Annotated in this window: 23 protein-coding genes and 1 tRNA gene; 12 read left to right on the forward strand and 12 right to left on the reverse strand. The window is 52.5% G+C overall.

Annotation, left to right across the window (positions count from 1 at the left end):
• Positions 1 to 1053 (forward strand): protease SohB, encoded by a 1053-nt coding sequence (sohB, locus tag MWU64_RS04715; protein ID WP_247061803.1) that lies wholly within the window; start codon positions 1 to 3, stop codon positions 1051 to 1053.
• Positions 1054 to 1108: 55 nt separating this feature from the next.
• Here sohB and MWU64_RS04720 read toward each other — a convergent pair whose 3' ends face one another.
• The 4 genes from MWU64_RS04720 to metH all read right to left on the reverse strand — a co-directional run bounded on the left by MWU64_RS04720 (position 1109) and on the right by metH (position 7563).
• The gene (locus MWU64_RS04720; RefSeq protein ID WP_247061805.1) at positions 1109 to 1615 is read right to left on the reverse strand and encodes a DUF934 domain-containing protein; all 507 of its coding nucleotides are present in this window, start codon (positions 1613 to 1615) and stop codon (positions 1109 to 1111) included.
• Positions 1608 to 3260, reverse strand: a complete 1653-nt coding sequence (locus MWU64_RS04725) for a nitrite/sulfite reductase (protein ID WP_247061807.1) — start codon at positions 3258 to 3260, stop codon at positions 1608 to 1610. Before MWU64_RS04725 ends, MWU64_RS04720 begins: the two co-directional genes overlap by 8 nt.
• 347 nt (positions 3261 to 3607) lie before the next feature.
• Positions 3608 to 3850 (reverse strand): DUF2970 domain-containing protein, encoded by a 243-nt coding sequence (locus MWU64_RS04730; protein ID WP_247061809.1) that lies wholly within the window; start codon positions 3848 to 3850, stop codon positions 3608 to 3610.
• A gap of 14 nt (positions 3851 to 3864) precedes the next feature.
• Complete coding sequence (metH, locus tag MWU64_RS04735) at positions 3865 to 7563, reverse strand: methionine synthase (protein ID WP_247061825.1); 3699 nt, start codon at positions 7561 to 7563, stop codon at positions 3865 to 3867.
• Positions 7564 to 7804: 241 nt separating this feature from the next.
• On the opposite strand from metH, the gene nfuA reads away from it, so the two are divergent.
• Positions 7805 to 8392, forward strand: coding sequence for a Fe-S biogenesis protein NfuA (gene nfuA / locus MWU64_RS04740; protein WP_199007053.1), 588 nt, complete (start codon positions 7805 to 7807; stop codon positions 8390 to 8392).
• A 199-nt stretch (positions 8393 to 8591) separates the two neighbouring features.
• Positions 8592 to 9818 carry a DUF445 family protein gene (locus tag MWU64_RS04745; protein ID WP_247061827.1) on the forward strand — a complete coding sequence of 409 codons (1227 nt, stop codon included), beginning with the start codon at positions 8592 to 8594 and terminating at the stop codon, positions 9816 to 9818.
• 10 nt (positions 9819 to 9828) lie between these two features.
• On the opposite strand, the gene MWU64_RS04750 is transcribed toward MWU64_RS04745, so the two are convergent.
• The 5 genes from MWU64_RS04750 to MWU64_RS04770 form a co-directional block, all read right to left on the reverse strand.
• Complete coding sequence (locus MWU64_RS04750; RefSeq protein ID WP_247061836.1) at positions 9829 to 10155, reverse strand: TusE/DsrC/DsvC family sulfur relay protein; 327 nt, start codon at positions 10153 to 10155, stop codon at positions 9829 to 9831.
• A gap of 2 nt (positions 10156 to 10157) precedes the next feature.
• Positions 10158 to 10439, reverse strand: coding sequence for a sulfurtransferase complex subunit TusB (tusB, locus tag MWU64_RS04755; RefSeq protein WP_247061843.1), 282 nt, complete (start codon positions 10437 to 10439; stop codon positions 10158 to 10160).
• Positions 10440 to 10451: 12 nt separating this feature from the next.
• Positions 10452 to 10802 carry a DsrE family protein gene (locus MWU64_RS04760; protein ID WP_247061845.1) on the reverse strand — a complete coding sequence of 117 codons (351 nt, stop codon included), beginning with the start codon at positions 10800 to 10802 and terminating at the stop codon, positions 10452 to 10454.
• 1 nt (position 10803) lies between these two features.
• A complete protein-coding gene (tusD, locus tag MWU64_RS04765) occupies positions 10804 to 11211 on the reverse strand; it encodes a sulfurtransferase complex subunit TusD (RefSeq protein WP_247061847.1) in 408 nt (135 codons plus the stop codon).
• Between the two features lie 103 nt (positions 11212 to 11314).
• The gene (locus tag MWU64_RS04770; RefSeq protein ID WP_247061849.1) at positions 11315 to 12034 is read right to left on the reverse strand and encodes a Bax inhibitor-1/YccA family protein; all 720 of its coding nucleotides are present in this window, start codon (positions 12032 to 12034) and stop codon (positions 11315 to 11317) included.
• A 290-nt stretch (positions 12035 to 12324) separates the two neighbouring features.
• Between MWU64_RS04770 and MWU64_RS04775 the strand changes: the two genes are divergently transcribed.
• A tRNA-Ser gene (locus tag MWU64_RS04775) sits at positions 12325 to 12415 on the forward strand.
• Between the two features lie 298 nt (positions 12416 to 12713).
• A complete protein-coding gene (locus MWU64_RS04780) occupies positions 12714 to 14453 on the forward strand; it encodes a protein adenylyltransferase SelO family protein (RefSeq protein ID WP_247062080.1) in 1740 nt (579 codons plus the stop codon).
• Positions 14454 to 14534: 81 nt separating this feature from the next.
• On the opposite strand, the gene MWU64_RS15410 is transcribed toward MWU64_RS04780, so the two are convergent.
• The gene (locus MWU64_RS15410) at positions 14535 to 14687 is read right to left on the reverse strand and encodes a DUF1206 domain-containing protein (protein WP_281496235.1); all 153 of its coding nucleotides are present in this window, start codon (positions 14685 to 14687) and stop codon (positions 14535 to 14537) included.
• Positions 14688 to 14961: 274 nt separating this feature from the next.
• Here MWU64_RS15410 and MWU64_RS04785 point away from each other — a divergent pair, with 274 nt between their 5' ends.
• Positions 14962 to 15498 carry a PRC-barrel domain-containing protein gene (locus MWU64_RS04785; RefSeq protein WP_247061851.1) on the forward strand — a complete coding sequence of 179 codons (537 nt, stop codon included), beginning with the start codon at positions 14962 to 14964 and terminating at the stop codon, positions 15496 to 15498.
• Positions 15499 to 15836: 338 nt separating this feature from the next.
• On the opposite strand, the gene glpD is transcribed toward MWU64_RS04785, so the two are convergent.
• Together glpD and MWU64_RS04795 are read right to left on the reverse strand one after the other, a co-directional pair.
• On the reverse strand, positions 15837 to 17324 hold the full coding sequence (gene glpD / locus MWU64_RS04790; RefSeq protein WP_247061853.1) for a glycerol-3-phosphate dehydrogenase: 1488 nt from the start codon (positions 17322 to 17324) through the stop codon (positions 15837 to 15839).
• A 136-nt stretch (positions 17325 to 17460) separates the two neighbouring features.
• A complete protein-coding gene (locus MWU64_RS04795) occupies positions 17461 to 18219 on the reverse strand; it encodes a DeoR/GlpR family transcriptional regulator (RefSeq protein WP_247061855.1) in 759 nt (252 codons plus the stop codon).
• A gap of 212 nt (positions 18220 to 18431) precedes the next feature.
• On the opposite strand from MWU64_RS04795, the gene glpK reads away from it, so the two are divergent.
• From glpK to MWU64_RS04825, 6 genes are all read left to right on the forward strand, one after another.
• On the forward strand, positions 18432 to 19904 hold the full coding sequence (glpK, locus tag MWU64_RS04800; RefSeq protein ID WP_247061857.1) for a glycerol kinase GlpK: 1473 nt from the start codon (positions 18432 to 18434) through the stop codon (positions 19902 to 19904).
• Between the two features lie 77 nt (positions 19905 to 19981).
• Entirely contained in the window at positions 19982 to 21076 is a 1095-nt protein-coding gene (locus tag MWU64_RS04805) for an ABC transporter ATP-binding protein (RefSeq protein WP_247061859.1), read from the forward strand.
• On the forward strand, positions 21076 to 22176 hold the full coding sequence (locus MWU64_RS04810; protein ID WP_247061861.1) for an ABC transporter ATP-binding protein: 1101 nt from the start codon (positions 21076 to 21078) through the stop codon (positions 22174 to 22176). Before MWU64_RS04805 ends, MWU64_RS04810 begins: the two co-directional genes overlap by 1 nt.
• Positions 22176 to 23042 carry a sugar ABC transporter permease gene (locus MWU64_RS04815; protein WP_247061864.1) on the forward strand — a complete coding sequence of 289 codons (867 nt, stop codon included), beginning with the start codon at positions 22176 to 22178 and terminating at the stop codon, positions 23040 to 23042. Before MWU64_RS04810 ends, MWU64_RS04815 begins: the two co-directional genes overlap by 1 nt.
• Before the next feature lie 10 nt (positions 23043 to 23052).
• A complete protein-coding gene (locus tag MWU64_RS04820; RefSeq protein ID WP_247061866.1) occupies positions 23053 to 23859 on the forward strand; it encodes a carbohydrate ABC transporter permease in 807 nt (268 codons plus the stop codon).
• Between the two features lie 11 nt (positions 23860 to 23870).
• On the forward strand, positions 23871 to 24146 hold the full coding sequence (locus tag MWU64_RS04825) for a DUF2160 domain-containing protein (protein ID WP_247061868.1): 276 nt from the start codon (positions 23871 to 23873) through the stop codon (positions 24144 to 24146).
• The last annotated feature ends 101 nt before the right edge of the window (positions 24147 to 24247 follow it).

The following is a 24247-nucleotide window of genomic DNA, read 5'->3' on the forward strand; positions in this document are numbered from 1 at the left end:
TTGGAATTCATTAGTGAGTACGGATTGTTTCTTGCAAAGGCTGCAACTTTCGTTGTGGCGGCGATTATTTTAGTCGCCGTCATCGTATCCGCGAGTAAGCATAGCGATTCGGACGATGACGACGGTGAACTGAAGGTAAGAAACCTGAATGATAAATACCGTAACCTGAAGGAATCGATTCAGGCAAAGTTGATGTCTGACGAGGAATACAAAGCCTGGAACAAACAAAAGAAGAAAGAAGAAAAGGCCAAGAAAAAAGCTGAAAAAAACAAAGCTGAAGAAGATGCTCAGCAAAAAGCCCGTATTTACGTTATCGACTTTGATGGTGACATTAAAGCCAGTGATACAGACACGTTACGCCGATCGGTAAGTGCCGTTCTGAGTGTTGCAGATCCCGAGCGAGACGAAGTGGTTGTTCGCCTGGAGAGTGGCGGGGGCCTTGTGCATGCCTATGGCTTGGCGTCGGCACAATTGGACCGCATCCGCAGCAAAGGCGTGCCGTTGACAGCCTGCGTTGATAAAGTTGCGGCCAGTGGTGGCTACATGATGGCTTGCGTGGCCGACAAGATTCTGGCATCGCCGTTTGCTGTTATCGGCTCTATTGGTGTGGTTGCACAATTGCCGAACTTTCATCGTTTACTCGAGAAAAACAACGTAGATTTTGAGGTGCTGACCGCCGGTGAGCATAAGAGAACGCTCACCATGTTTGGTGAAAACACAGAAAAAGGCCGGCAGAAATTTCTGGAAGATCTCGAAGACACCCACGGCCTGTTTAAAGAGTATGTCAGTGAGCGCAGACCGGATCTTGATATTAAAGCAGTCGCAAATGGTGACATCTGGTTCGGCAAACGGGCTTTAGACGTCAAGCTGATCGACGACATCAAAACCTCGGATGAGTACCTGATCGAGGCATGTGATCGTGGAGACGTGGTGTCTGTTTCGTTTCAGCAAAAGCGGACGCTGGCGGAGAAAATCGGCATTGCAACGAGCACTGCGCTGGAGCGGTCGGTTTGGAAAGTATTAAGTGCGATCAGAAATCAGAAGATGCAGTAGCAGGTAGCCCACGTTCAGGTGCCAGCCAAATAGATGGCACCTGAATGCTTATCGATTAAGATGCGCGGCGCCGGAATAGCGGCACATCGTTATCTACGGCAGCCTGATAGGTCTCCGAGAAGAAATTCAGGCAACGGGCGGCTTTGGTAATATCCTTGTCGGCGCGAAGGACATACGAATCGAAGCCGCAGCGCTTCATAAACTGAAGCTGATCCAGCAGCACATCGCCGATAGCCCGCATTTCACCTGCGTAACCAAACCGCTCGCGCAGCAGGCGACCGATGCTATAACCCCGGCCATCCACAAAGCGCGGGAAGTTGACGGCAATCAACGGCAGTTCGTTTACTTTGCCTTGGAGCAGTTCCGGTTCGTCATGGCTGTCGAACCAGACACCGATATCAGCGCGGCCGGTGAAATGCTCGTAACCCGCCAACCAAAGATCTGCAGGAATGAGCGCGGGCTGGCCTTCTGGAATGTCCAGAGAATCTCCCTCGGCGGGGCGGGCAACCACAACCCAATTGTCGTTACGAATAGTGCCGTCAGCGGCAATAACATCAGGCATAAACCCGCTCCTTGAATGGATTCAGACCAACCCGGCGATAGGTGTCCAGGAAGGTTTCTTCTTCGGTACGATTTTCAACGAACACATCAATGATCTTGGATACCACATTTGGCATAGCTTCGCGGGCAAACGACGGCCCAAGAATCTTGCCGATGTTGGCGTCATGCTGCGATGAGCCGCCCAAGCTTACCTGGTAGAATTCGGCGCCTTTCTTATCGACACCCAGGATGCCTATGTGGCCCACGTGGTGGTGTCCGCAGGCGTTCATGCAGCCAGAAATGTTCAGGTCGATCGGGCCCAGATCGTAGAGATAATCCAGATCATCGAACTGGCGCTGGATGGCATCAGCAACCGGAAGCGACTTGGCGTTTGCCAGTGCGCAGTAATCGCCACCCGGGCAGCAAATCATGTCGGTCAGGGTGTTCAGGTTGGCGGTGGCAAAGCCCATGCCGGTAATGGCTTCCCACAACTCGAACAGGCGATCCTGACGTACATCGGCCAGCACCATGTTCTGCTCGTGGGTCGCGCGCGCTTCACCAAAGCTGTACTCGTCGGCCAAATCAGCGATTTGCTCAAGTTGACGGTCGGTTACATCGCCAGGCGGTGTGCCGGTTTTCTTCAGGGTGAGCGTCACGATGGCATAGCCGGGCTTTTTGTGTTCAGCCACGTTGTGCGTTAACCAGCGATCAAATTCCCGGTTCTCGAAACGCTGCTGGCTCAAAAGGTCAGTGGCATCTTCAAGAGCGTCATAAGCCGGCTCGGTGAAGTACGCTTTAACCCGATTAATTTCTTCGTTGGTCAGGCGCGTGGGGGAGTCTTTAATCTGCTGCCACTCGGCTTCAACTTTTTCGGCAAAGGTTGCCGGGCTCAGTGCTTTAACCAGAATCTTGATGCGCGCTTTGAACTTGTTATCACGACGGCCGTAGCGGTTGTATACACGAACAACGGCTTCCAGGTACGTGAGCAGGTCCAGTTCCGGCAGGAATTCACGAATGGTAGGGCCAACCATCGGTGTGCGGCCAAGGCCACCGCCTACGTGTACTCTGAAGCCCAGTTCGCCCTGTTCATTACGAACCATCTGTAGGCCAATATCGTGAACCTGGATTGCCGCTCGATCGGTATGCTCCGAGGCATTCACCGCGATCTTGAACTTACGGGGCAGAAACGCGAATTCCGGATGGAAAGTGGACCACTGACGGATAATTTCGCAGTACGGGCGCGGATCCGCTAATTCGTCTTTCTGAACGCCCGAGAATTGGTCTGTTGTTGTGTTGCGAATGCAGTTACCGCTGGTCTGGTTCGCATGCATCTCCACTTCGGCGAGTTCCGCCAGAATGTCGGGAACGTCCTCAATGCGCGGCCAGTTCAGCTGAATGTTGGTGCGCGTGGTGACGTGGGCGTAGCCTTTGTCGTAGTCGCGGGTAATTCGGGCCAGGCGGCGTAATTGCTCTGAGCGGAGCATGCCGTAGGGCACACAAATTCGGAGCATGGGTGCAACGCGCTGAACATATAGACCGTTCTGCAAGCGAAGAGGCAGAAACTCCTCTTCGGAAAGTTCACCCGCTAAGGCGCGCTCTGTCTGGTCCCGGAATTGGGCGACGCGCTCTGCGGCAATTTTTCGGTCGTGTTCATCGTAAACGTACATAGTGGAACGTCCTGCCTGCTAACATCAGAAGCTAATAGTTATGGCAACAATTTTCCATTGCGCCTTATTCCTGATGTGAAGGATACCAGCGAGTTTTTATTCTCAAAACGATTATTTCAAAATATCTTTATCGATTCAGGTGATAAGGGCGCGGGGCAGACTGGACGAATGTCAGTTATCTGCTTTAATTTCAGCAGCAAAGCGATAAAAACAATAGCGTGATACGAGCGAGGTTCATATGAAGCAGTCAGAGCGTTCCGACAGTCTTGTAGATTCCATGGCCGCAGTGGCGTTGGTTATTTTGGTGGTGGGGTTAGCGGTGCTGTGGGTGTCGGGCCAGTAAAGCGTTATTGGCTCGACAGCACCAGATTGACGATGAGGATCAAGCCACCAACAAAAAGCCCGGTAAATATCAGACCGGCAATAATATAGGGTGCAGCGCTATGGCTGGAGAAGTCTTGTTGCCGGTTTTTGCTTGATTGAACGCCAAACGCACCGGCAAGGATGCTCTGTGTGATTTTTAAAACCCCGGGGCCCCGGGGTTTTTCGTTTTCGCCGTTTTTATTTCTGTTTTTAGCACTGTCAGTCATATGAAGTTCCTGAACTATTCCGCAGGATCGTACGCCAGGCTGGGCATCAGCCAGCGTTCTGCTTCCGCTTTGGAAAGGCCTTTACGCTCAGCATAGTCTTCAACCTGATCAACGCCAATTTTGCCAACCGGGAAATACTTCGACTCCGGATGAGCAAAGTACCAGCCGGAGACTGCCGCGGTCGGGAACATCGCAAAGTGCTCCGTCAGCTCAAGCTCAATGTTTTCAGTCGCCTCCAGCAATTTAAACAGCGTCGCTTTCTCGGTGTGGTCCGGGCAGGCGGGGTAACCGGGAGCTGGGCGGATACCGCGGTAGCGCTCTTTGATCAGGTCTTCGTTGGCCATTTGCTCTTCGTTGGCGTAGCCCCAGAACTCTTTACGAACACGCTCGTGCATGCGTTCGGCAAAGGCTTCGGCCAAGCGGTCAGCCAGAGCTTGCACCATAATCGCGTTGTAGTCGTCGTTCTTGTCTTTGAATTCCAGTGAGAAATCATTGGCACCGATACCGGTTGTTACTGCAAAACCCCCGACATAATCTTCTTTGCCGGATGCTTCCGGTGCAACAAAGTCCGAGAGCGCCATCATTGGCTTTCCAGGCGCTTTGTCATCTTGCTGGCGCAAGTGGTGCAGGGTAGTCAGCTCTTCGGTACGCGATTCATCGGTATACAGAACAACATCGTCTCCCCGGCGACTCGCGGGCCAGAAGCCGACCACTGCCCGTGCCGTCACGCGTTTCTGTTCGATCATTTGTTTGAGGATAACCTGAGCATCGTTGAACAATGTGCGGGCGGCTTCGCCACGCTTCGGGTCATCGAAAATAGCCGGGTATTTTCCGGAGATGTCCCACGCGATAAAGAAAGGCGTCCAGTCGATATAATCAACAAGCTCGGCTAAATCGTAATCGTCAAAAACGCGAACCCCGGTGAACTTCGGGCGCGGTGGCTCATAGTTCTCGAAGTCGATTTGCGGCGCGCGGTCGCGTGCTTCTTGCAATGTGACCAGCTTGGTGCGGTCACCACGGTTTTTACGGCGCTCACGGACTTCTTCGTATTCTTTACGTGCAGCTTCGACAAGACCGGGCTTGGCGGTTTTGCTGAGCAGTTGTGAGGCAACGTTCACGCAGCGAGACGCATCTGAAACGTAGAGTGCAATATCGTTTTTATAATGCGGCTCAATTTTTACTGCCGTGTGCGCTTTCGACGTGGTGGCGCCACCAATCATCAGCGGCAAATGGAAATCCAAGCGCTGCATTTCGCGAGCGACGTGGACCATCTCGTCGAGGGATGGCGTGATCAATCCGCTCAAACCAATAACATCAACGTTTTCTTTCTTCGCCGTTTCCAGAATCTTTTCGCAGGGCACCATCACGCCCATGTCGATCACTTCGTAGTTGTTGCACTGCAACACAACGCCGACGATGTTCTTACCGATATCGTGAACATCGCCTTTTACCGTTGCCATCAGGATTTTTCCTTTGGCTTGCTGGTTTTCGTCTTTCTCAGCTTCGATAAAGGGAATCAGGTGAGCAACGGCTTGCTTCATGACCCGCGCGCTTTTAACCACTTGCGGCAGGAACATTTTGCCGTCGCCAAACAGGTCGCCGACCACGTTCATGCCGTCCATCAACGGGCCTTCGATGACATGGATCGGCCGATCGGCTTCAAGGCGGCATGCTTCTGTGTCTTCGATGATGTAACTGGTGATTCCTTTAACCAGTGCGTGTTCGAGACGCTTCTGAACCGGCAGTTCCCGCCAGGAAAGGTCTTCCTCCTGAGCTTTTCCGCCTTTGCTTTTGAACTTCTCTGCCGCTTCGAGGAGGCGGTCCGTGGAATCTTCGCGACGGTTAAGAACGACGTCTTCAACGAGATCTTTCAGATCAGGTTCAATTTCATCGTAAATGACTAGCTGGCCGGGGTTTACGATGCCCATGTTCAGGCCGGCTTTGATCGCGTGGTACAGGAACACAGAGTGAATGGCTTCACGTACCGCATCGTTACCGCGGAACGAGAAGGAAACGTTACTTACGCCGCCGGAAATGGATGCATGGGGCAGATTTTCGCGAATCCAGCGAGCTGCATTAATGAAGTCCACGGCGTAGTTGTTGTGTTCTTCGATGCCGGTCGCAATTGCAAAGATGTTGGGGTCGAAAATAATATCGCCCGGGTTGAAGCCAATGCCGACTAGGATGTCGTAGGAGCGCTTACAGATCTCTGTTTTGCGCTCGAAGGTATCGGCTTGCCCATCCTCGTCAAAGGCCATGACCACGACCGCAGCGCCATAACGCATGCAAGCACGCGCTTGCTTGATAAAGTTCTCTTCGCCTTCTTTCAGGCTGATGGAGTTGACTACCGCCTTGCCCTGAATGCAGCGCAAACCCGCCTCGATCACCTCCCATTTGGAGGAGTCGATCATAATAGGGACGCGAGAGATATCGGGCTCTGATGCCACCAGATTCAGGAAAGTGACCATCACTTCCTTCGAATCCAGCATGCCTTCATCCATGTTGATGTCGATGATCTGAGCACCGTTTTCAACCTGATCACGGGCAACGCTCAAAGCTTCTTCGTACTGCTCTTCTTTGATCAGGCGCAGGAAACGCTTGGAGCCGGTGACGTTGGTGCGTTCGCCTACGTTAATAAAGAGCGTGTTCTCGTCGCCGGTAAACGGTTCCAGGCCTGATAGACGCAATGCCTTTGGGCGCTCCGGAATTTTCCGGGGCGGGTACTTTGAAACGGCATTTAAAATGGCTTCGATATGCTCGGGGCGAGAACCACAGCAACCACCGATGATGTTCAGAAAACCGTCGCGGGCAAAGCCCTCGATAATGTCGGCCATCTCTTCGGGCGTTTGGTCGTATTCACCAAACTCGTTTGGCAGGCCCGCGTTGGGGTGGGCGGATACATAGGTTTCCGCTTTGTTGGCCAGCTCTTCCACATAGGGGCGCAGCGCATCGGCACCCAACGCACAGTTCAGACCTACAGAGATAGGTTTCGCGTGGGCGATGGAGTTATAGAAGGCTTCGGTAGTCTGGCCCGACAACGTTCGACCTGAGGCATCGGTAATGGTGCCGGAGATCATGATTGGCAGCTCAATACCACTGTCTTCAAAGAACTGTTGGGTCGCGTAAATGGCGGCCTTTGCGTTCAGGGTGTCGAAGATGGTCTCGATCAGAATAATGTCGGAACCGCCCTCAACCAAACCCGACACGGCTTCGTAATAATTATCGACAAGGGTCTGGAAGTCGACGTTACGGAAGCCGGGGTTGTTGACGTCTGGCGACAAGGATGCCGTGCGTGACGTTGGGCCAACGGCACCGGCTACGAAGCGTGGTTTGTCCGGTGTCTTCGCCGTGTATTCGTCGGCGATTTGGCGGGCGATTTTAGCGGACTCTACGTTCAATTCCCGTGCAAGTGCTTCCATGCCGTAATCGGCTTGGGACAATTGCGTGGAGTTAAATGTGTTGGTTTCGATGATGTCTGCGCCAGCGTCCAGATACTCAGCGTGAATGTTGCGGAGCAGGGCGGGCTGGGTCAGGTTCAGCAAATCGTTGTTGCCCTGAACATCGTTGGCAAAATCTTTGAACCGATCGCCTCGAAAGGCGGCTTCGTCCAGTTTTTGATTCTGGATCATGGTACCCATGGCGCCATCGAGAACCAGAATGCGTTCTTTAAGGGCGAGATGGAGTTGTTCCAGACGGCTGCTGCGATCGGTCATAGGTAAATCTTCCGGAGTCATGAATAACATCTAATAAACGTAGTGCCGCGGGATCATAGCAAAAATGCAACAGAAGGTCTTAGTACAGATGATCATTATCAAGTGACTGAAAATTAGGACTGTCAGCGGTGACAATACGGGAAATTAGTTACGTTCAGAATGCTTGACCGTTTTACTTGGTCTTTCAACTTTCATTCAAAGCTCTTAAAATGAAAGCTACATTTGAAAACAGGTAGGAAGCATGGCCGTGGTAACTGTGACAGATTCCGCACGAGATTATCTCGCAAGCTTGATAGAAAAGCAGGATGTTGAAGGCATGGGGGTTCGCATTTTTGTCACCCAGCCGGGTACACGAAATGCGGAAACGTGTCTGGCGTATTGTCCGCCAAACGAAGTAGTGCCGACGGATGAAGCGAAAGATCTGGAAAAGTTCATGTTGTATCTGGATCACAACTCCGTGCCGTTCCTGGAAGACGCTTTCGTAGACTATTCCAAAGACCAGATGGGCGGCCAGCTGACCATTAAGGCGCCGAACGCGAAAGTACCTCAGGTGTCTGACGACGCGCCGCTGCCTGAGCGTGTCCAGTACGTGCTTGCCTCTGAAATCAATCCGAATCTGGCAGCCCACGGCGGTGACGTGTCTCTGGTTGAGATCGTTGACGAATCGGTAGCTGTACTGCGCTTTGGTGGGGGGTGTCAGGGATGCTCGGCTGTGAGCCTGACCCTGAAACAGGGTGTCGAGAAAACGCTTAAAGAGCGCGTCCCGGAAATCACCGCCGTGCGTGACGTAACCGACCATACGCAAACCGAAAACGCGTATTACCAGTAAGTCTCTATTAGTTCGTTGAGTTTCCCGCCTTAAGCAGGTGGTGGTGACTGCCACCGCCTGCCCGTATCACCTTTTTGACTGGCAATGCGGCCAATGTGGCGCCGGCCCGGTTCGTTCATCATCCGTCTCTCAAACAACTAGTTAGTGCGGTATTATGCCGTCATTAAAGAACAAACCCTGCGGGTGGCGGGGACGATAGATGGGATTACCCTTGTCTGAATACTCACTGCTTTTGGTGCCGTTGGTCGCCGCTGTTGTCGGCTGGGCTACTAACTGGCTGGCTATACAAATGTCGTTCTACCCGGTCCAGTTTGTCGGGATCGGGTTTCTCGGTTGGCGGGGTGTTATACCTCGCAAAGCTGAGAAAATGGCTCATATTTGCGTTGATCAAACGCTCCGGCAATTTGGTGATCTCAACTCGGTCTATCGAAAGCTTGGACCCCACAAGATTGTTGAGCATGTGGTTAATCTCGTGTCGCCAAGACTGGATGAGTACATCGACTCGATCATGTATGAGGTACATCCTGTGCTGTGGGATAACCTGCCAATTTTCGTTCGTTCCAGAATCTATCGTTGGGCTCGCGAACAGTTGCCGTCAAGAATCGAAGAGCTTGTCGATGACATTGGTGATGACCTCGACAGCCTGGTCGATCTCAAAGCTTTGTTAAGTCGGCAGTTACAAACCAAACCTGATCTGATGAACCGGATATTCAAAGAGGCCGGAGAGGTTGAGCTGAAAGCCGTGGTGAATCGCGGAGCGTGGATTGGTGGCTTGCTTGGGGCGGCGCTATTACCGCTCTGGATTCGCTATCCGGAGCCTTGGGCTTTGCCCATGGGAGGCTTTCTGGTCGGTTTTGTCACTAACTGGTTGGCCATTAATCTGATTTTCGCACCCTTGCGGCCTCGCCGGTTCCTGTTTTGGAAAATTCAGGGTTTGTTTTTGCGTCGTCAGAATGAAATTAGCGATGTTTGGGCGCGCTCGGTCGCGGAAGAGCTGATTACCGTAGAGTTGGTAGCCGATGCGATGGTGAACGGGGAGCAGGGCAGTCGAACTCGGGCGATTCTGCAGAAGCATCTCAGGCCGATGTTGGACGAATCGCTGGTGTTGAAGATGGCGGCTCAGGTCAGCGTTGGAATGACCGGTTACGCCGATTTAAAGCGAGTCATGAACGATAAAGCCGTGATAGCGACGAAAGATGTGTTTGCAGACCCGGCTTTTAAAAAGGAGCGAGCACCAGCCGTGGCGGCGGCGCTTTCGGAGCAGATGAAGGCATTGCAGCCAGAAGATTTTCAAGACATTCTGCGTCCGGCGTTTCGCGAAGAGGAGCTCCAGCTGATGGTCGTAGGCGGTATTTTCGGGGCCGCCGCCGGGCTGGTTCAGATATTTGGGACCACTTATTTGCCGCTTATGTTTGCAGGTGCTTAAGTTGCTCTGGTCATAGACAGTTGGTAGGTCGGGGCAGGCCTGCTATTTTGCAGGCCGTTTTGGCCGGAGTGCCGGGGAACAATTGCATCAGGTAAATGCTGTTACCTTTTTCCTCTCCTAAAGCATCCTTTACGGCTTTCACAAAAAGCCGGTTAGAGGGTGGCGACATTTCGTGTTTATTATAAAATTTCCTTAGAAACTCTATGATTTCCCAGTGATTGTCGCTCAGCGAGACGTCTTCCTCTGCTGCAATCACAGAGGCAACATCGGAACTCCAGTCGGTCGCGTATTCCAGAAAACCTTCGTTATTTCGTTCCGGGAGATTTGATGCGCTCATGTTTACCAGCTGATGATTTTTGGATGTGTTGCCGTAAGCTGAACCAGCTCGTCGTAATCGATGGTGTTGAGGTTTTCGCAGGCAGCCTCGAGCGCTCTGGCGTCAATATCGGCTTTTAGCGCGTAAAGCGTGCATGGCGCGTGCAGCTGGTTGCCCGCAGCGCTGAGTACGCCGTTTTCAATCAGCACCAGCGTGTCCGAGGGCGCCAGAGCGTTAATACAGGCCTGGTAGCGAGGATGCTCCGGCGCCTTGTTCAGAATGTGAAGTGTTGAGTTACTCGTCATGATACTCACCCTCTAGCCCGCAAAAACCACATGTTTATGGTCGCCCAACACGTCTCGAATGTTGCTGACGAGCTCTACACCCGGCAGCATTGTCGATTCTGTCAAGCCATATTGCTGGCAAGCGTGTTCATCTGCGATCAGTGCCTCGATTCCAAACAGCGGCGCAGCAGATAAATTCTTTTCAGCAGATTTCTGACCGACGCCGTCTGGCCGTTGGCCTTTTCGGAGCCAGTTTACGCCGGCGCCGGTGAATAGCATGGCGGCCGGTTGATCAAACGCTGCCAGCGAAAAGGCCATGTCTAATGCTTCCCGTCCAGTCCAGAAACCGTAAGGAGCTTGGTCGATCACAATGAGTGTGCTCACATCAGTTCCCATGGAAATAAATGGTTCTATCCGCGGCTTGACTGCCTTCTACCCACTCCCCCAGACCGGCGATCTCGAACGGCGCGAGAAGGTTTTCGGCGGGCAGTTCGTAACGGGCTTGTTCCGTTTTGTCGATGAGCCCTCTGCGCAGGGCAGACGCAATGCAGGCTGTCGCGGGGATGTCGTGTTTCTTGAGGAAAACAGACCACTGCTGCGGCCAATGAGCCTCATCCGAGGGCGGGGTGCTCAGGCTGGATGCCAGGTGCACGCCGTCGCCGTATAAGAACACACGGTCGATGCTGTGGCCGGCCGATAGAGCCGCTGTCGCGAACATCAAAGCCGTCTGCGGGGCCTGAGAGGTCCACGGGGCGCCGGTGATAACCAGTGTGAAAGTAAGCGAATTCGGCATGTGTCAGGGTTCAGATAATGGATAGATGCAGATTAGGAGTGTACCTAAAGCAGAAACCCCGGCAAAGCGCCGGGGTTTCTTTTGGCTGATTCTGTATTCTGAATCAGTCTTCGCCGGTGAAGGCGCCAATCAGATGCAGCAAGCTGACGAACAGGTTGTAAATGTTCAGATACAGCCCGGTTGTTGCCATGATGTAGTTGGTTTCACCGCCATTTACGATACGGCTGGTGTCGTAGAGGATGAAGCCAGACATCAGGAATACGATGGCCGCACTCATTGCCAGGCTAAAGGCGGTTACTTGAACGCCGAACAAACTGGCGACGAAAGCGCCCAGCATGCCAACGATAACCACCATCAGGCCCGCTACCAACATGCCACGCATGAAGCTGAAGTCTTTTTTGGTGGTCAGCACGTACCCTGAAAGCCCCAGGAACACCACCGCGGTGCCGCCCAGTGCCTGCATAACGATCTGGCTGCCGTTAGCAAACTGAAGGTAGTGCATCAGGATCGGACCCAGCGACAGGCCCAGCAGTCCGGTGAAAGCGAAAACCACACCAATACCGGCTGCGCTGTTGGCAGTTCTTGGCAGAACAAGCCACACGAGCGCCAGTGCGCCCAAGCTGCAAATCAAGCTTGCGCCTTGGCTCAGGCCAATGCTCATGGAAACACCGGCCATGACAGCACTGAATAGGAGTGTCATTGCCAGCAGGGTGTATGTGTTACGCAGGACCTTGGTGGCTTCCGGGCTGATGGCTCCGGTAGCGCTGCCGCGAGCGACTTGGATGCCACCCTGGCTTTGAACGTTGTATTGCCTGTTATCCATTCTCGTCTCCGAATTTATCAAACGGCGGGGAGGGCAGGCTGAACGCGCCTTTCCGCTTCCCTCTAACCTGAAGTCCATAATAAGGTTGTATACGCAACTTTCAATCATTTGTGACAATAAACAGGGTGAAGAAGTTCATTACACTTCGTCCACCTAGCCTGTATTGATGAAACGTTGATCAATCTAATGGCGATCCGCAAAATTTTCAGGAATTTCGGCACAAACCGTTGACAGCATAGGCGATTCCGGTATCATGCACACCGCTGTCGAGATGACGGCAAGAAAGATGCGGTGGGCTGGCAGAGCGGCTGAATGCAGCGGTCTTGAAAACCGCCGAAGGTTAATAGCCTTCCCGGGGTTCGAATCCCTGGCCCACCGCCACTTTTCTTTTGGATACAAGTGGTTAAATTAAGTACCTGGCTTCCAAACACTCTTCAGGTGTTGAATAATTTTCCCTCCCCAAGCATACACTTGTACTCTTGATTCCCAGTATTCTACGAATCCGCACGATAAAAGTTATCGCCTAACTGGCTTTGCTTTCTTTCATGTCGCTTTAAATCTGTGCTCTGAACGTCTGCTGAAGTCCACCTGAATAAGGTATAGCATGGTATTTCGAACGTTTCGGTAGGACGCTGATCGCTCCACGATGACTTTCCCAGATTTGGCGAGAATCACGATGATGAAACAACCTCTCCATACCGCGACTAAAACGGTTGAGACGCTTACCCCTACTAACACCCTTACTGAGCTGGCCGCTTTGGCGGATTATTCGCTGCTGAAATCTCTCAATTGCGACCCCGATGCCAAAGAGGATGGGCGCGACCACCGGCCGCGGCAGGTTTTCAGCGGTCACTATGTGCCCGTTGCCCCTACACCTATAAAAGATCCGGAATATGTGGCCCATAGCTTCGGTTTGTTTCGCGAACTGGGTTTCGCCGACGAGTTAGCAACGTCGGAGGACTTTATGCGCATGTTCTCTGGCGATCTTTCATCGGTCCCCCTGCCCATGCGCAAGCTTGGCTGGGCCTGTGGATATGCGTTGTCCATTATGGGTAACGAGTACATTCAGCAGTGCCCGTTCCAAACCGGCAACGCCTACGGTGACGGTCGCGCCATATCCGTGCTGGAAGCGGTTATTAACGGCCAGCGTTGGGAAATGCAGTTAAAAGGTGGTGGCCCCACACCTTACTGTCGCGGTGGTGACGGGCGTGCGGTGTTGCGATCCAGCGTGCGGGAGTTTCTAGCGCAGGAGCACATGCACGCACTCGGCGTGCCGACGTCACGGTCTTTAAGTCTGTATGTGTCGAAAACCGAGAAAGTCCGGAGGCCCTGGTATTCCGAAGGCTCGCGTTCAAGAGATCCGGATACGCTGGTTTCTGAACCGTTGGCGATCAGCATCCGCGTGGCGCCTTCGTTTATCCGGGTTGGTCAGCTTGAGCTGTTCGGACGTCGGGCACGAAAAAACGAACACCCAGAAGCGATGGTTGAGCTTGAACAGATTGTCCGGCATCTGATTGAGCGTGAGTACGGTACAGAAATTGACACCGAACTGGCATTACCAAATCAGGTGGTGGCACTGGCGCTGGCGTTTCGAGGCAGGCTGACATCGTTGGTGGCAAACTGGGTCCGCGTCGGTTTCTGTCAGGGCAACTTTAACAGCGACAACTGTGCCGCAGGTGGCTATACGCTGGACTACGGCCCATTCGGTTTCTGTGATGTGTTTAATCCGCGCTTTCAGCCTTGGACGGGCGGGGGAGATCACTATTCTTTTTTGAACCAGCCAGTTGCAGCGGAAGCTAACTTCCACATGTTTTGTGTGGCTGTGGAGCCGTTGCTGGCCGAGCACTCGGACCACCTGCAACAACTTTCTGAGATCGAAAAAGGCTTCTCGGGAGCCATGCAAACCGAGATGGAGAAGATGTGGGCGGCAAAACTTGGTTTAAATAGATTTTGCCCCGATTTGTTCCGTGATCTGGTGAGGTTGATGATGGAAACATCGGTCGATTACACAGTGTTTTTCCGCGAGCTGTCCTTGCTGCCTGACAACATAGAACCACTGAAAAAGAGCTTTTATCAAAGTCCGTCATACGCGGCCGACCCGCAAGGCATTGATGAACGCTGGTCTGTTTGGCTCGCAAGATGGAGGGCAATGGTTGGCAGTTCGACGACACACTCCGATGCACAGGTTTCGAGCGGAATGAAAAAAGTTAATCCGAAATACTGTTTGCGCGACTGGCAAGTCGTGCCAGCGTACCAACAGGCCGAAACGGGAAACTATGAGCTACTGCGAGAACTGCAGTTAGTGATGACACAGCCGTACGTTGAGCAGTCGCAAGCTATTGAGCATCAATACTACCGGCTGAAGCCCATGGAGCTCTTTGGCGTGGGCGGTGCATCGCATTACAGTTGCTCATCCTAAAGACCAGAAACAGCTATGGCACGCGTCTTAGCTGTTTCTGATGTTGAATCATGCAGCGGCGTTGCGCCTCAGGTGTGTGTCTTACGTGTTGATCCGGCGATATGCTGCTTCTAGAAAGCTGTACAACCCAAAGGCGAACAGACCCAGCGCCACAATGCCAAGCAGCCCGTTACCGTAGGGGCTGACGGCCAGCCCACATAACCCAGCACGCCGATCAACAGTATAGTTTCTCAAAGTTAGTTCGGTTCCCCCTAAAGCTCAAGCTATCAAGATGGAACCACATTAATGGAGTATTAGTTAATGGCAATGGAGAAGCGGTTGTTAAAAGTAGAAAGCTGTGCCAGCTTGTGAATACGTAATATGGAATGGCGTTAGGTCTAATTTTTATACGTATTTGTAGTTCGCTTATGTGTCGTCATAACCATGTTATGAGTTATACCTGAATGAGCTTAAAGAGCATATTTCTCTTCAGGCGATCGCAAACGTAACTTTCTACAGGAGTACGATAATGCGTAAGTTTATTTCTCACACAATGGGCGTCTCTCTGTTGACTAGCGGATTAGTTATTAGTCTTCCAGCGGTTGCAGCAGGAGGGTTGTATTCCATGGATGAGTTGTCGGATGCAAGTGTCTTCGACAGTAGCGGTGAAGAGATAGGCGAAGTTGAAGACGTTCTTATGGGCAACGACATGTCAGTTCACTCGCTGGTAATTGAAACCGGGGAAATACTCGGCATAGGCGGTGGTGAAGTTGTCGCAGAGCGTGGCACATTTACTGTCGTGACCGCCTCCGATAAAGCCGGATACGACGACGTCGAGTATGAAGTTCATATGGAAATGACTCAGGATGAGTTGAAAAAACTACCGTCCTACAATCAGGATTGGTGGGATACAACAAGCCAGAGCATGCAGCAGGCTTGGGAAAACACCAAGGACATTAGTGAAAGTGCTTGGGAGAACACCAAGGAGGCCACGTCTTCAGCTTGGTATAACGTCAAACAAGGTGTAGAGACGATGGGTGACAAGGCCGAGCAGGCAACGGAGTAATTTGCTCGGTGAGGGGACATCCGCGGGATGTCCCCTATTGGTTAAACCAGTAAATGGAGGTATACCATGCAGAACGTTAATCCAGATGGGACCTACCTATGTTCGCACGACAGTTGTAGTTGCAGGGTCGCAGACGACAAGAATCACACGAAGACAGCAGAGGGCATTTTTTGTAGTGAAGGCTGCGCGGAAGGAAAAGGCTGCAATCATTCAGATTGTAACTGCGCTTCAAAAGATAAATAGTATTTAAAGATCTACCTCTAAAACATTTATATTATATCTAGTGAATAAGAGCCTGTTTCTGTTTTGGAATAGAAACAGGCTCTTATTCAGGCGCTTTATGATCCACTCAGATACGCCTGTAGCAATTCAATATCACCTTCCGAGGCATATAGCCCTTGTTTGGTGCGGCGCCATAAGATGTCATCGCATGTGACTGCCCATTCGTTACGCACCAGATAGTCCACTTCGCGCTCATAGAGAGTGCCCAGGAAGTGTTGACCGAGATCCTCGATAGATGAGCAGTCTTTCAGGATGGCGCGAGACAGGGTTCCGTATGTACGCACGTATCGACGAACGATGGCGTCAGGTAGCCAGGAGAACTCTTGTTTGAGCGCGCTAGCTAGTGTGTCCTGGTTTTTGAAATCCCCACCGGGTAAGGCGGCGGTCTTTGTCCAGCGCTTGCCGGTTCGCTCAAAGAAGTTGCACAGCCTATCGGTTGCCGCTTCAGCCAGTTTACGGTAAGTAGTGATTTTACCGCCAAACACCGAGATCAGTGGGGCTTTCCCTTTTTCATCATTCACCTCAAAGGTGTAATCCCGTGAAGCCTTTTGAGCATTTTCTTCTTCGCCATCCATTAAGGGGCGCACACCGGAATACGACCACACCACGTCTGACGGCTGAAGTTGCCGTTTGAAATGATCGTTGACTATGTCGAGCAAATACGTGGTTTCTTCGGGCGAAATTTTGGCTTTTGACGGGTCGCCTTCGTACTCGACATCGGTAGTGCCGACCAGTGAAAAGTTGTCCTCGTAGGGGATGACGAAAACAATGCGCGCATCTTCGTTTTGGAGAATGTACGCCTCTTCTTCCTGGTTCAGTCTTGGCACCACAATGTGGCTGCCTTTCACCATGCGAATCATCTTGGGCGCTTTCATCGAAAGCGCTTCACCGAACAAAGAGCTTACCCAGGGGCCGGAGGCATTCACTATCGCTCTGGCGGTGACGATTTTTTCGTGGTTTGTGCACGTATCCTGAAGTGTTACCCGCCACTCATCGGTCCCGCGCTCTGCATTGACGCATTTGGTGTGGGTCATGATCGTGGCGCCGGCCTGTTCCGCTTTTTTGGCGGTTAGGACAACCAGTCGGGCATCGTCTACCCAGCCGTCTGAGTATTCGAAGCCGCGCGTCATTTCGGGTTTCAGTGGTCCGGAACCATCAAAGCGGATCGAGCGGGAGCCGGGGAGCATTTCACGCTTGGCCAGATGGTCGTAAAGAAACAGCCCTGTTCGGATCATCCACGCTGGGCGCAGGTGAGAGCGGTGGGGCAGGCGGAAGCGCATTGGATGCATGATGTGGGGCGAATTGCGCAACAAAGACTCTCGTTCGGCCAATGCCTTCTGGACCAGCCGGAATTCGTAGTGCTCCAGGTAGCGCAGCCCGCCGTGAATCAGTTTGCTGCTGTTAGACGAGGTAGCAGAGGCCAGGTCATTCATTTCGCACAGCAGAACCTTTAAGCCTCGGCCTGCGGCATCCATCGCGATGCCTGTGCCATTGATGCCGCCGCCCACGACAACGACATCATAATGGGGGTGTTCTGCTGACATGTCTGCTGCTCTCCCGACGCCTTAGTAGATTCGTTTCGCTATTATGCGAAAGTATAAGATGTTCGTAAAGGAAAATGCGAAGGCAATCGAAAATGTGTGGATAGGGGTTTTGTTCGAGATCGAAAGGTTGAGAGGTTTAGACCAAATGTAGCGCCACGTTGTGTTCTGTGAGCATTTTTGAAATTTCTTCGGGTGGTTGTTCGTCCGTAAACACGTGGTCAGCCTGAGTAATGCTGCCTAGCCTTACCATTGCGTTTCGGCCGAACTTGGAATGGTCGGCCGCGAGCAGGGTTTGGTCTGAATTGGCAATGATGGCCTGAGCGACTCGAACTTCGCGGTAATCGAAGTCCAGAAGCGATCCGTCGTTGTGGATCCCACTGATACCGATAATACCGAAGTCCATCTTGAATTGGTTGATGAAGTCTCGGGTGGCCTCGCCCACAATGCCGCCGTCACGACTTCGAACTTCGCCGCCGGCGACGATGACTCGAAAGTCTTCTTTGGCGGAAAGGATGGACGCTACGTGAAGATTGTTGGTGACCACCTGCAACCCGTTTTTAGCCAGCAGCGCCTTGGCGATGGTTTCCGTGGTCGTGCCGATATTGATGAACAGTGAGGAATTATCCGGAATGAGCTTCACCATGGCTTCGGCGATCCGCTCTTTCGCCTCAAGGTCCATAATCTTTCGGGCTTGGTAGGCGGTATTCTCGGTGCTCGAGTCTATACCTGCGCCACCGTGGTGGCGGCGCAATTTCTTATGTTTTGCCAGCTCGTTTAAATCTCGGCGTATGGTCTGCGGCGTAACCTGAAACTGTTCGACCAATTGATCGGTAGTGACGAAACCGTTCTCCTGGATCAACTCCAGAATGAGTTCCTGCCGATGCCGCTGCGCCATTTAATGTACTCCGAAGCTGGGTGTTTTCTGTTCGATTTCGCGTAAAAACGAACATTTTGGGAAAGTTTAGTTGTTTTAAGGGGTTTCTGCAGCTATCCCGATGGGTTGGATGGCAAATTGACTGCTATATAAAGGGGGGAGGCAAAATTCTTGGTATTTCTTTTTCAAAAAAGCAAAAATGCGAACAAAAATGAAGCCGAGGCCGATAACGCATGAGTCAGTATCTACTTTCGATTGATCAAGGAACCACCAGCTCCCGGGCCATTCTCTTTGATCTGAAAGGCAATATACACGCCGTTCGACAAGAGGAATTTCGTCAGCATTTTCCAGACAGCGGCTGGGTTGAACACGACCCGGAGGACCTGTGGTCAACGGTTCAGCGAACCTGCGATGCCGTGATGACAGAGGAATTTGGCGCTGATGACGAACTGCTTGGCGTGGGCATCACCAATCAGCGTGAAACAACCATCATCTGGGATCGAAAAACCGGGAAGCCGGTGTATAACGCCATTGTCTGGCAGGACAGGCGCACCGCCGATTACTGTAAATCCCTCAAGCTGAGCAGCCACGAACCCTGGGTGCATGGCAAAACCGGCCTTTTGATAGACCCGTATTTCTCAGCCACGAAAATTCGCTGGATTCTCGAGAACGTGTCGGGCGTCAGGGAGCGTGCAGAACGAGGGGAGTTGGCGTTCGGTACGGTAGATACCTTCATACTTTGGCGCCTGACGGGTGGTCGGGTTCACCGAACCGACGCCACGAACGCCAGCCGCACGTTGCTGTTCAACATTCATACCCAGAAGTGGGATGAAGATCTTCTTGAAATGTTCGATATCCCGGCCTCGCTGTTGCCAGAAGTGATGGATTCATCCGATGACTTCGGAGAAATCACCGAAGGTGGTGCACTCAACGGAACCTCCGTGTACGGCATCGCCGGAGACCAACAAGCCGCTCTGTTCGGGCAGACCTGCTTTGAAGTCGGGATGGCAAAGAGCACTTACGGTACGGGCTGTTTCTTGATGCTGAACACCGGTGATAAGGCGCTCCATTCCGAACACCGTTTGCTTACCACCGTGGCGTATCGCTTGGACGGTAAAACAACCTACGCGCTGGAGGGCAGCATCTTTATTGCCGGGGCCGCAATTCAGTGGTTACGGGACGGCCTGCAACTGATCAATAACGCCTGCGACACAGAGCCCTTGGCCCAAGGAACGCCCGTTGATCACGGCGTGTACCTGGTACCTGCCTTTACCGGACTTGGTGCGCCTTACTGGGATCCCGATGCCCGAGGGGCTATCTTTGGTTTAACGCGGGATACCGGGATCAAAGAGATTGTGACTGCCGGGTTGCAGTCGGTGTGCTACCAGACCAAGGATTTGCAAAAAGCGATGGAAAAGGACGGCATTCGGCCGACCACACTACGCGTAGACGGTGGAATGGTTGCCAACAGTTGGGTGCTGCAGTTCCTGGCTGACATTCTGGGCGCAACCGTAGACCGCCCGTCGGTGGTGGAAACGACCGCCTTGGGCGTGGCGTATCTGGCTGGGCTGAAAGCCGGCGTGTATCAGTCGCTGGATGATTTATCGGATTTGTGGTGTTGTGATCGCAGGTTTGAGCCTGTGATGACAAAGTCGCACCGCGACCGACTGTACGAGGGCTGGATTAACGCCGTACAAAAACTGTAGGCAGGCGGGGGCTTGAGTGGATTAAGCCCCCGCGCCAGTACCCGGACACGTTTTCAAAATAACAACAAGGAAGACTCATGTCCTTAACGCTCGAGAATCTTTCCCGAATAGTTGACGGTGTCGATTACATTCGGAATGCCAGCCTGACGTTTGAGGCTGGCTCGTTCAACGTATTGCTCGGCCGGACGCTCGCGGGTAAAACCTCGTTGATGCGTCTGATGGCGGGTCTGGACAAACCTACCGAAGGCCGTTTGATCTACAACGGCGAAGACGTGACTGGCCAAAGTGTCCAGCGGCGCAACATTTCGATGATCTACCAGCAGTTCATCAATTACCCGAATCTCTCTGTCTACGAAAACATTGCCTCGCCTCTGCGTTTGGCGAAAATGCCCAGTTCTGAAATTGACCGCCGAGTCAAAGAAACCGCAGCGATGCTGCGCATCGAGCCGCTCTTGAAGCGGTTTCCTCTTGAACTTTCGGGTGGCCAGCAGCAACGCACGGCTATGGCGAGAGCCTTAGTGAAAGACGCGACCCTGGTGCTGTTCGATGAGCCGTTAGTGAACCTCGATTACAAACTGCGCGAAGAGTTGAGGGCTGAGCTTCGGGATTTGTTCCGGGAGCGCCAGTGCATTGCGGTTTACGCAACCACCGAAGCTAACGAAGCCTTGGCCTTGGGCGGAACCACCACACTGCTTCACCAAGGCCAGGTAGTACAAAGCGGCCCAGTGATGGACGTCTATCGAAAGCCTGTGAACACACTGGCCGCTCAGCTATTCAGTGAACCCCCGATGAACCTCATTCGTGGCCGTGTTTCCGATACCGAACTGTCGTTCGATGAGGATACCCGCCACGCCCTGACCCAGGAACTCGCCGATCTACAACCGGGCGAGTATTGGTTTGGCATTCGCCCCAGCCACATTGCGCTCAAACCGGCCAACGATGATGATCTTGAAGTTCCCGTGCAAGTGGCATTGAGTGAAATCAGTGGCTCAGAAACCTTTATGCATGTTGAGAGTCGTCATTTCGAAATGGTGACGCAGTTGATGGGCGTGCACCAATACCACACCGGTGCGCCGATTAGCGTGTACTTGCCGATCAACAAGCTGTTTGTGTTCGATACTCACGAACAACTGGTGCATACGCCGTCGCAGGTTTCGGGGAGGGGAGTGTAATGGCCGAGATTCACCTGAAGTCACTGGCCCACAGTTACAGTAAATCGCCGTCAGGCCCTGAAGATTACGCCATTCGGCAGCTCGATCACGTTTGGCACAAAGGAGGCGCTTATGCGCTCCTTGGGCCGTCCGGATGCGGTAAGAGCACGATGCTCAATATTATCTCTGGTCTGGTGCAGCCATCGGAAGGCGAAGTGTTGTTTGATGGCATACGGGTTAACGCACTCTCGCCGCGGGATCGGAATATCGCACAGGTTTTCCAGTTTCCGGTGATTTACGATTCGATGACCGTCTATCAAAACCTCGCGTTTCCATTGAAGAACAATAAGGTTCCTGCCGCCCGTATCAAGGAGCGGGTACAGGAGATTGCGGAAGTTCTGGAGATCGAAGACAAGCTGCATAAAAAAGCCAAAAACCTGACCGCAGACGAAAAGCAGAAAGTTTCGATGGGGCGTGGGCTGGTACGGGAAGATGTATCTGCCATCTTGTTTGATGAGCCGCTCACGGTGATCGACCCACAGCTGAAGTGGAAATTGCGCCGCAAGCTCAAGCAAATCCATGAACAATTCGATATCACTATGGTTTACGTCACTCACGATCAGCTTGAGGCCTCTACCTTTGCCGACAAGATCGCCGTCATGTATGACGGCCAGATTGTGCAGTTTGGCACCCCGACCGAGCTCTTCGAACAACCCAACCACACCTTCGTCGGCTATTTCATTGGCAGTCCCGGAATGAACCTGATCGACGTTGAGCGGTGCGAGGCAGGTGTTCGTTTTGGTTCAGCCGAAGTGGTTTTGGAACCTTGGCAGATTGAGTATTTGAATCGGCTTAGCTCAACGAATGTGAAAATTGGTATTCGACCGGAATTCATAGAGATAGGGCTAGAACCTAAAGTGAACTCCTATGAAGTTGAAGTGTTAGATATGGAAGATCTTGGCACTTACAAAATCATCGATTTAGGGCTCGGCGATGAGACATTAAAAGCCCGGGTCGATGAGGATTTTGATGCCCGGATTGGAAGTCGCGTGCACCTCACTATGCCGCCTCAGTGGACCATGCTGTATGTCGATGAATTCCTGATACAGGAGCAATCGTGATGGATAAAATCCCGAACAATCGAGCCTGGTGGCTGGTGTTGCCGGTGTTTTTATTGGTGGCGTTTTCTGCACTCATTCCACTGATGACCGTGGTCAACTATTCAGTCCAGGACATTTTCGGGCCGGGGCAGGCGTACTTTGTGGGCACGGAGTGGTTCAAAGAGGTGCTGACTGATGAGCGTCTACAAGATTCGTTGCTCCGTCAGTTTTTGTTTTCAAGCGCCGTATTGCTGATTCAGATTCCACTGGGTATCGGTGTGGCGTTGATGATGCCCAAATCGGGAATCAAAGGGTCCCTGTGTTTGATTCTGGTGGCGATTCCGCTGCTGATTCCGTGGAACGTGGTCGGCACGATCTGGCAGATTTTTGCTCGCGGTGACATTGGGTTGTTCGGTTGGGGCATTAATCAGCTAGGCGTGGACTACAACTACACCGGTAGCACGGTCGATGCCTGGTTGACGGTATTGCTGATGGATGTCTGGCACTGGACACCCTTGGTTGCGTTGCTGTGTTACTCAGGCCTGCGTGCGATTCCCGAAGCCTTCTACCAAGCGGCGGAAATCGACCGGGCGTCGAAATGGGCGGTATTTCGTTACATCCAGCTGCCCCGGCTTAAAAGTGTGCTGATTATCGCGGTGCTGCTGCGCTTTATGGACAGCTTCATGATTTACACCGAACCGTTCGTTCTGACCGGTGGCGGCCCGGGGAGCTCGACCACCTTCCTGAGCCAAACCCTGACGACCATGGCGATCGGGCAGTTCGACCTTGGGCGTGCGGCTGCGTTCTCACTGATTTACTTCCTGATTGTGCTGTTGATTTCGTGGTTGTTCTTCACCGCGATCACGCACGCCGACAAAGAACAGTAAGGAGAGTGTGATGAAACAAGCTCGCTCGAAAAACGTCGGGATTACCGTGTTTATTATTTTGTTGCTTACCCCTGTGTATTGGCTGTTGAACATGTCGTTCAAAACCAATCAGGAAATCCTCGGGGGCCTGACCATGTGGCCGGAGAATTTCACACTCCAAAATTATGTGGTGATCTTCACCGACCCGAGTTGGTACAACGGCTATCTGAACTCTATGGCCTACGTGACCATCAACGTGATCATCACCTTGTTGGTTGCGCTGCCCGCAGCGTATGCGTTCAGTCGTTACAAGTTCCTGGGGGACAAACACCTGTTTTTCTGGCTGCTGAGCAATCGTATGGCGCCGCCGGCCGTGTTCTTGCTGCCGTTCTTTCAGCTGTATTCCTCCATTGGCCTGTTCGATACCCACATTGCGGTTGCTTTGGCCCACTGCTTGTTCAACGTACCGCTGGCGGTCTGGATTCTTGAAGGCTTCATGAAAGGGGTACCGCGAGAATATGACGAAATGGCGTACATCGATGGTTACAGTTTTCCGAAGTTCTTTGTGAAGGTGTTTTTGCCGATGATTCGGTCGGGTATCGGCGTAACGGCCTTCTTTGCGTTTATGTTCTCTTGGGTTGAGTTGCTGTTGGCGAGAACACTGACTTCGGTTGATGCCCAGCCCATTGGGGCCATCATGACCCGTACCATCGGGGCCAGCGGTATTGATTGGGGGGTTCTGGCCGCAGCGGGTGTGCTGACCATTATTCCGGGCCTGTTGGTGATCTGGTTTGTTCGGAATCATGTGGCCAAAGGCTTCGCGCTCGGGCGTGTTTAAGGAGACAACCTATGATTTCGTGGATGAACTGGACACCCAGCGTCGCCATTTTCTTCGCAGTGATTGCGGGCATACTGGCGGTTATGACGGTTTACGAGATTGTCTCGCCGTGCACCGAGCGTAAGGGATTTCTTCCTATCGAAACAACTCGCGGCGACCGGCTCTTCATTGGCTTGTTGTCTGCGGCCTATATCCATCTCGCCTTTCTGGCCGTCAGCGATGTCACTTTGTGGGTGGCGCTGGCGGTTTCGGTGGTTTGGGCACTGGTGCTATTGCGGTGGGGCTGACAGTTGCGATGAAATTTGTAAAGAGTTCGTTTGCGCACTAGTTTGTAATCAGTGTTTGAAAACGAGCATTTGGTTTAAAAGAACACCGCTGTTTATGGAGT

Source organism: Marinobacter sp. S0848L (assembly GCF_023016065.1).
In the GTDB taxonomy this organism is placed as follows: Bacteria; Pseudomonadota; Gammaproteobacteria; order Pseudomonadales; family Oleiphilaceae; genus Marinobacter.

What these genes read in the sequence shown, in the direction of transcription:
- MWU64_RS04720 (WP_247061805.1), bottom strand. Translation starts at nt 1,615, where the DNA reads ATGCCTGATGTTATTGCCGCTGACGGCACTATTCGTAACGACAATTGG.
- MWU64_RS04725 (WP_247061807.1), bottom strand. Translation starts at nt 3,260, where the DNA reads ATGTACGTTTACGATGAACACGACCGAAAAATTGCCGCAGAGCGCGTC.
- MWU64_RS04730 (WP_247061809.1), bottom strand. Translation starts at nt 3,850, where the DNA reads ATGACTGACAGTGCTAAAAACAGAAATAAAAACGGCGAAAACGAAAAA.
- metH (WP_247061825.1), bottom strand. Translation starts at nt 7,563, where the DNA reads ATGACCGATCGCAGCAGCCGTCTGGAACAACTCCATCTCGCCCTTAAA.
- nfuA (WP_199007053.1), top strand. Translation starts at nt 7,805, where the DNA reads ATGGCCGTGGTAACTGTGACAGATTCCGCACGAGATTATCTCGCAAGC.
- MWU64_RS04745 (WP_247061827.1), top strand. Translation starts at nt 8,592, where the DNA reads ATGGGATTACCCTTGTCTGAATACTCACTGCTTTTGGTGCCGTTGGTC.
- MWU64_RS04750 (WP_247061836.1), bottom strand. Translation starts at nt 10,155, where the DNA reads ATGAGCGCATCAAATCTCCCGGAACGAAATAACGAAGGTTTTCTGGAA.
- tusB (WP_247061843.1), bottom strand. Translation starts at nt 10,439, where the DNA reads ATGACGAGTAACTCAACACTTCACATTCTGAACAAGGCGCCGGAGCAT.
- tusD (WP_247061847.1), bottom strand. Translation starts at nt 11,211, where the DNA reads ATGCCGAATTCGCTTACTTTCACACTGGTTATCACCGGCGCCCCGTGG.
- MWU64_RS04770 (WP_247061849.1), bottom strand. Translation starts at nt 12,034, where the DNA reads ATGGATAACAGGCAATACAACGTTCAAAGCCAGGGTGGCATCCAAGTC.
- MWU64_RS04780 (WP_247062080.1), top strand. Translation starts at nt 12,714, where the DNA reads ATGAAACAACCTCTCCATACCGCGACTAAAACGGTTGAGACGCTTACC.
- MWU64_RS04785 (WP_247061851.1), top strand. Translation starts at nt 14,962, where the DNA reads ATGCGTAAGTTTATTTCTCACACAATGGGCGTCTCTCTGTTGACTAGC.
- glpD (WP_247061853.1), bottom strand. Translation starts at nt 17,324, where the DNA reads ATGTCAGCAGAACACCCCCATTATGATGTCGTTGTCGTGGGCGGCGGC.
- MWU64_RS04795 (WP_247061855.1), bottom strand. Translation starts at nt 18,219, where the DNA reads ATGGCGCAGCGGCATCGGCAGGAACTCATTCTGGAGTTGATCCAGGAG.
- glpK (WP_247061857.1), top strand. Translation starts at nt 18,432, where the DNA reads ATGAGTCAGTATCTACTTTCGATTGATCAAGGAACCACCAGCTCCCGG.
- MWU64_RS04805 (WP_247061859.1), top strand. Translation starts at nt 19,982, where the DNA reads ATGTCCTTAACGCTCGAGAATCTTTCCCGAATAGTTGACGGTGTCGAT.
- MWU64_RS04810 (WP_247061861.1), top strand. Translation starts at nt 21,076, where the DNA reads ATGGCCGAGATTCACCTGAAGTCACTGGCCCACAGTTACAGTAAATCG.
- MWU64_RS04815 (WP_247061864.1), top strand. Translation starts at nt 22,176, where the DNA reads ATGGATAAAATCCCGAACAATCGAGCCTGGTGGCTGGTGTTGCCGGTG.
- MWU64_RS04820 (WP_247061866.1), top strand. Translation starts at nt 23,053, where the DNA reads ATGAAACAAGCTCGCTCGAAAAACGTCGGGATTACCGTGTTTATTATT.
- MWU64_RS04825 (WP_247061868.1), top strand. Translation starts at nt 23,871, where the DNA reads ATGATTTCGTGGATGAACTGGACACCCAGCGTCGCCATTTTCTTCGCA.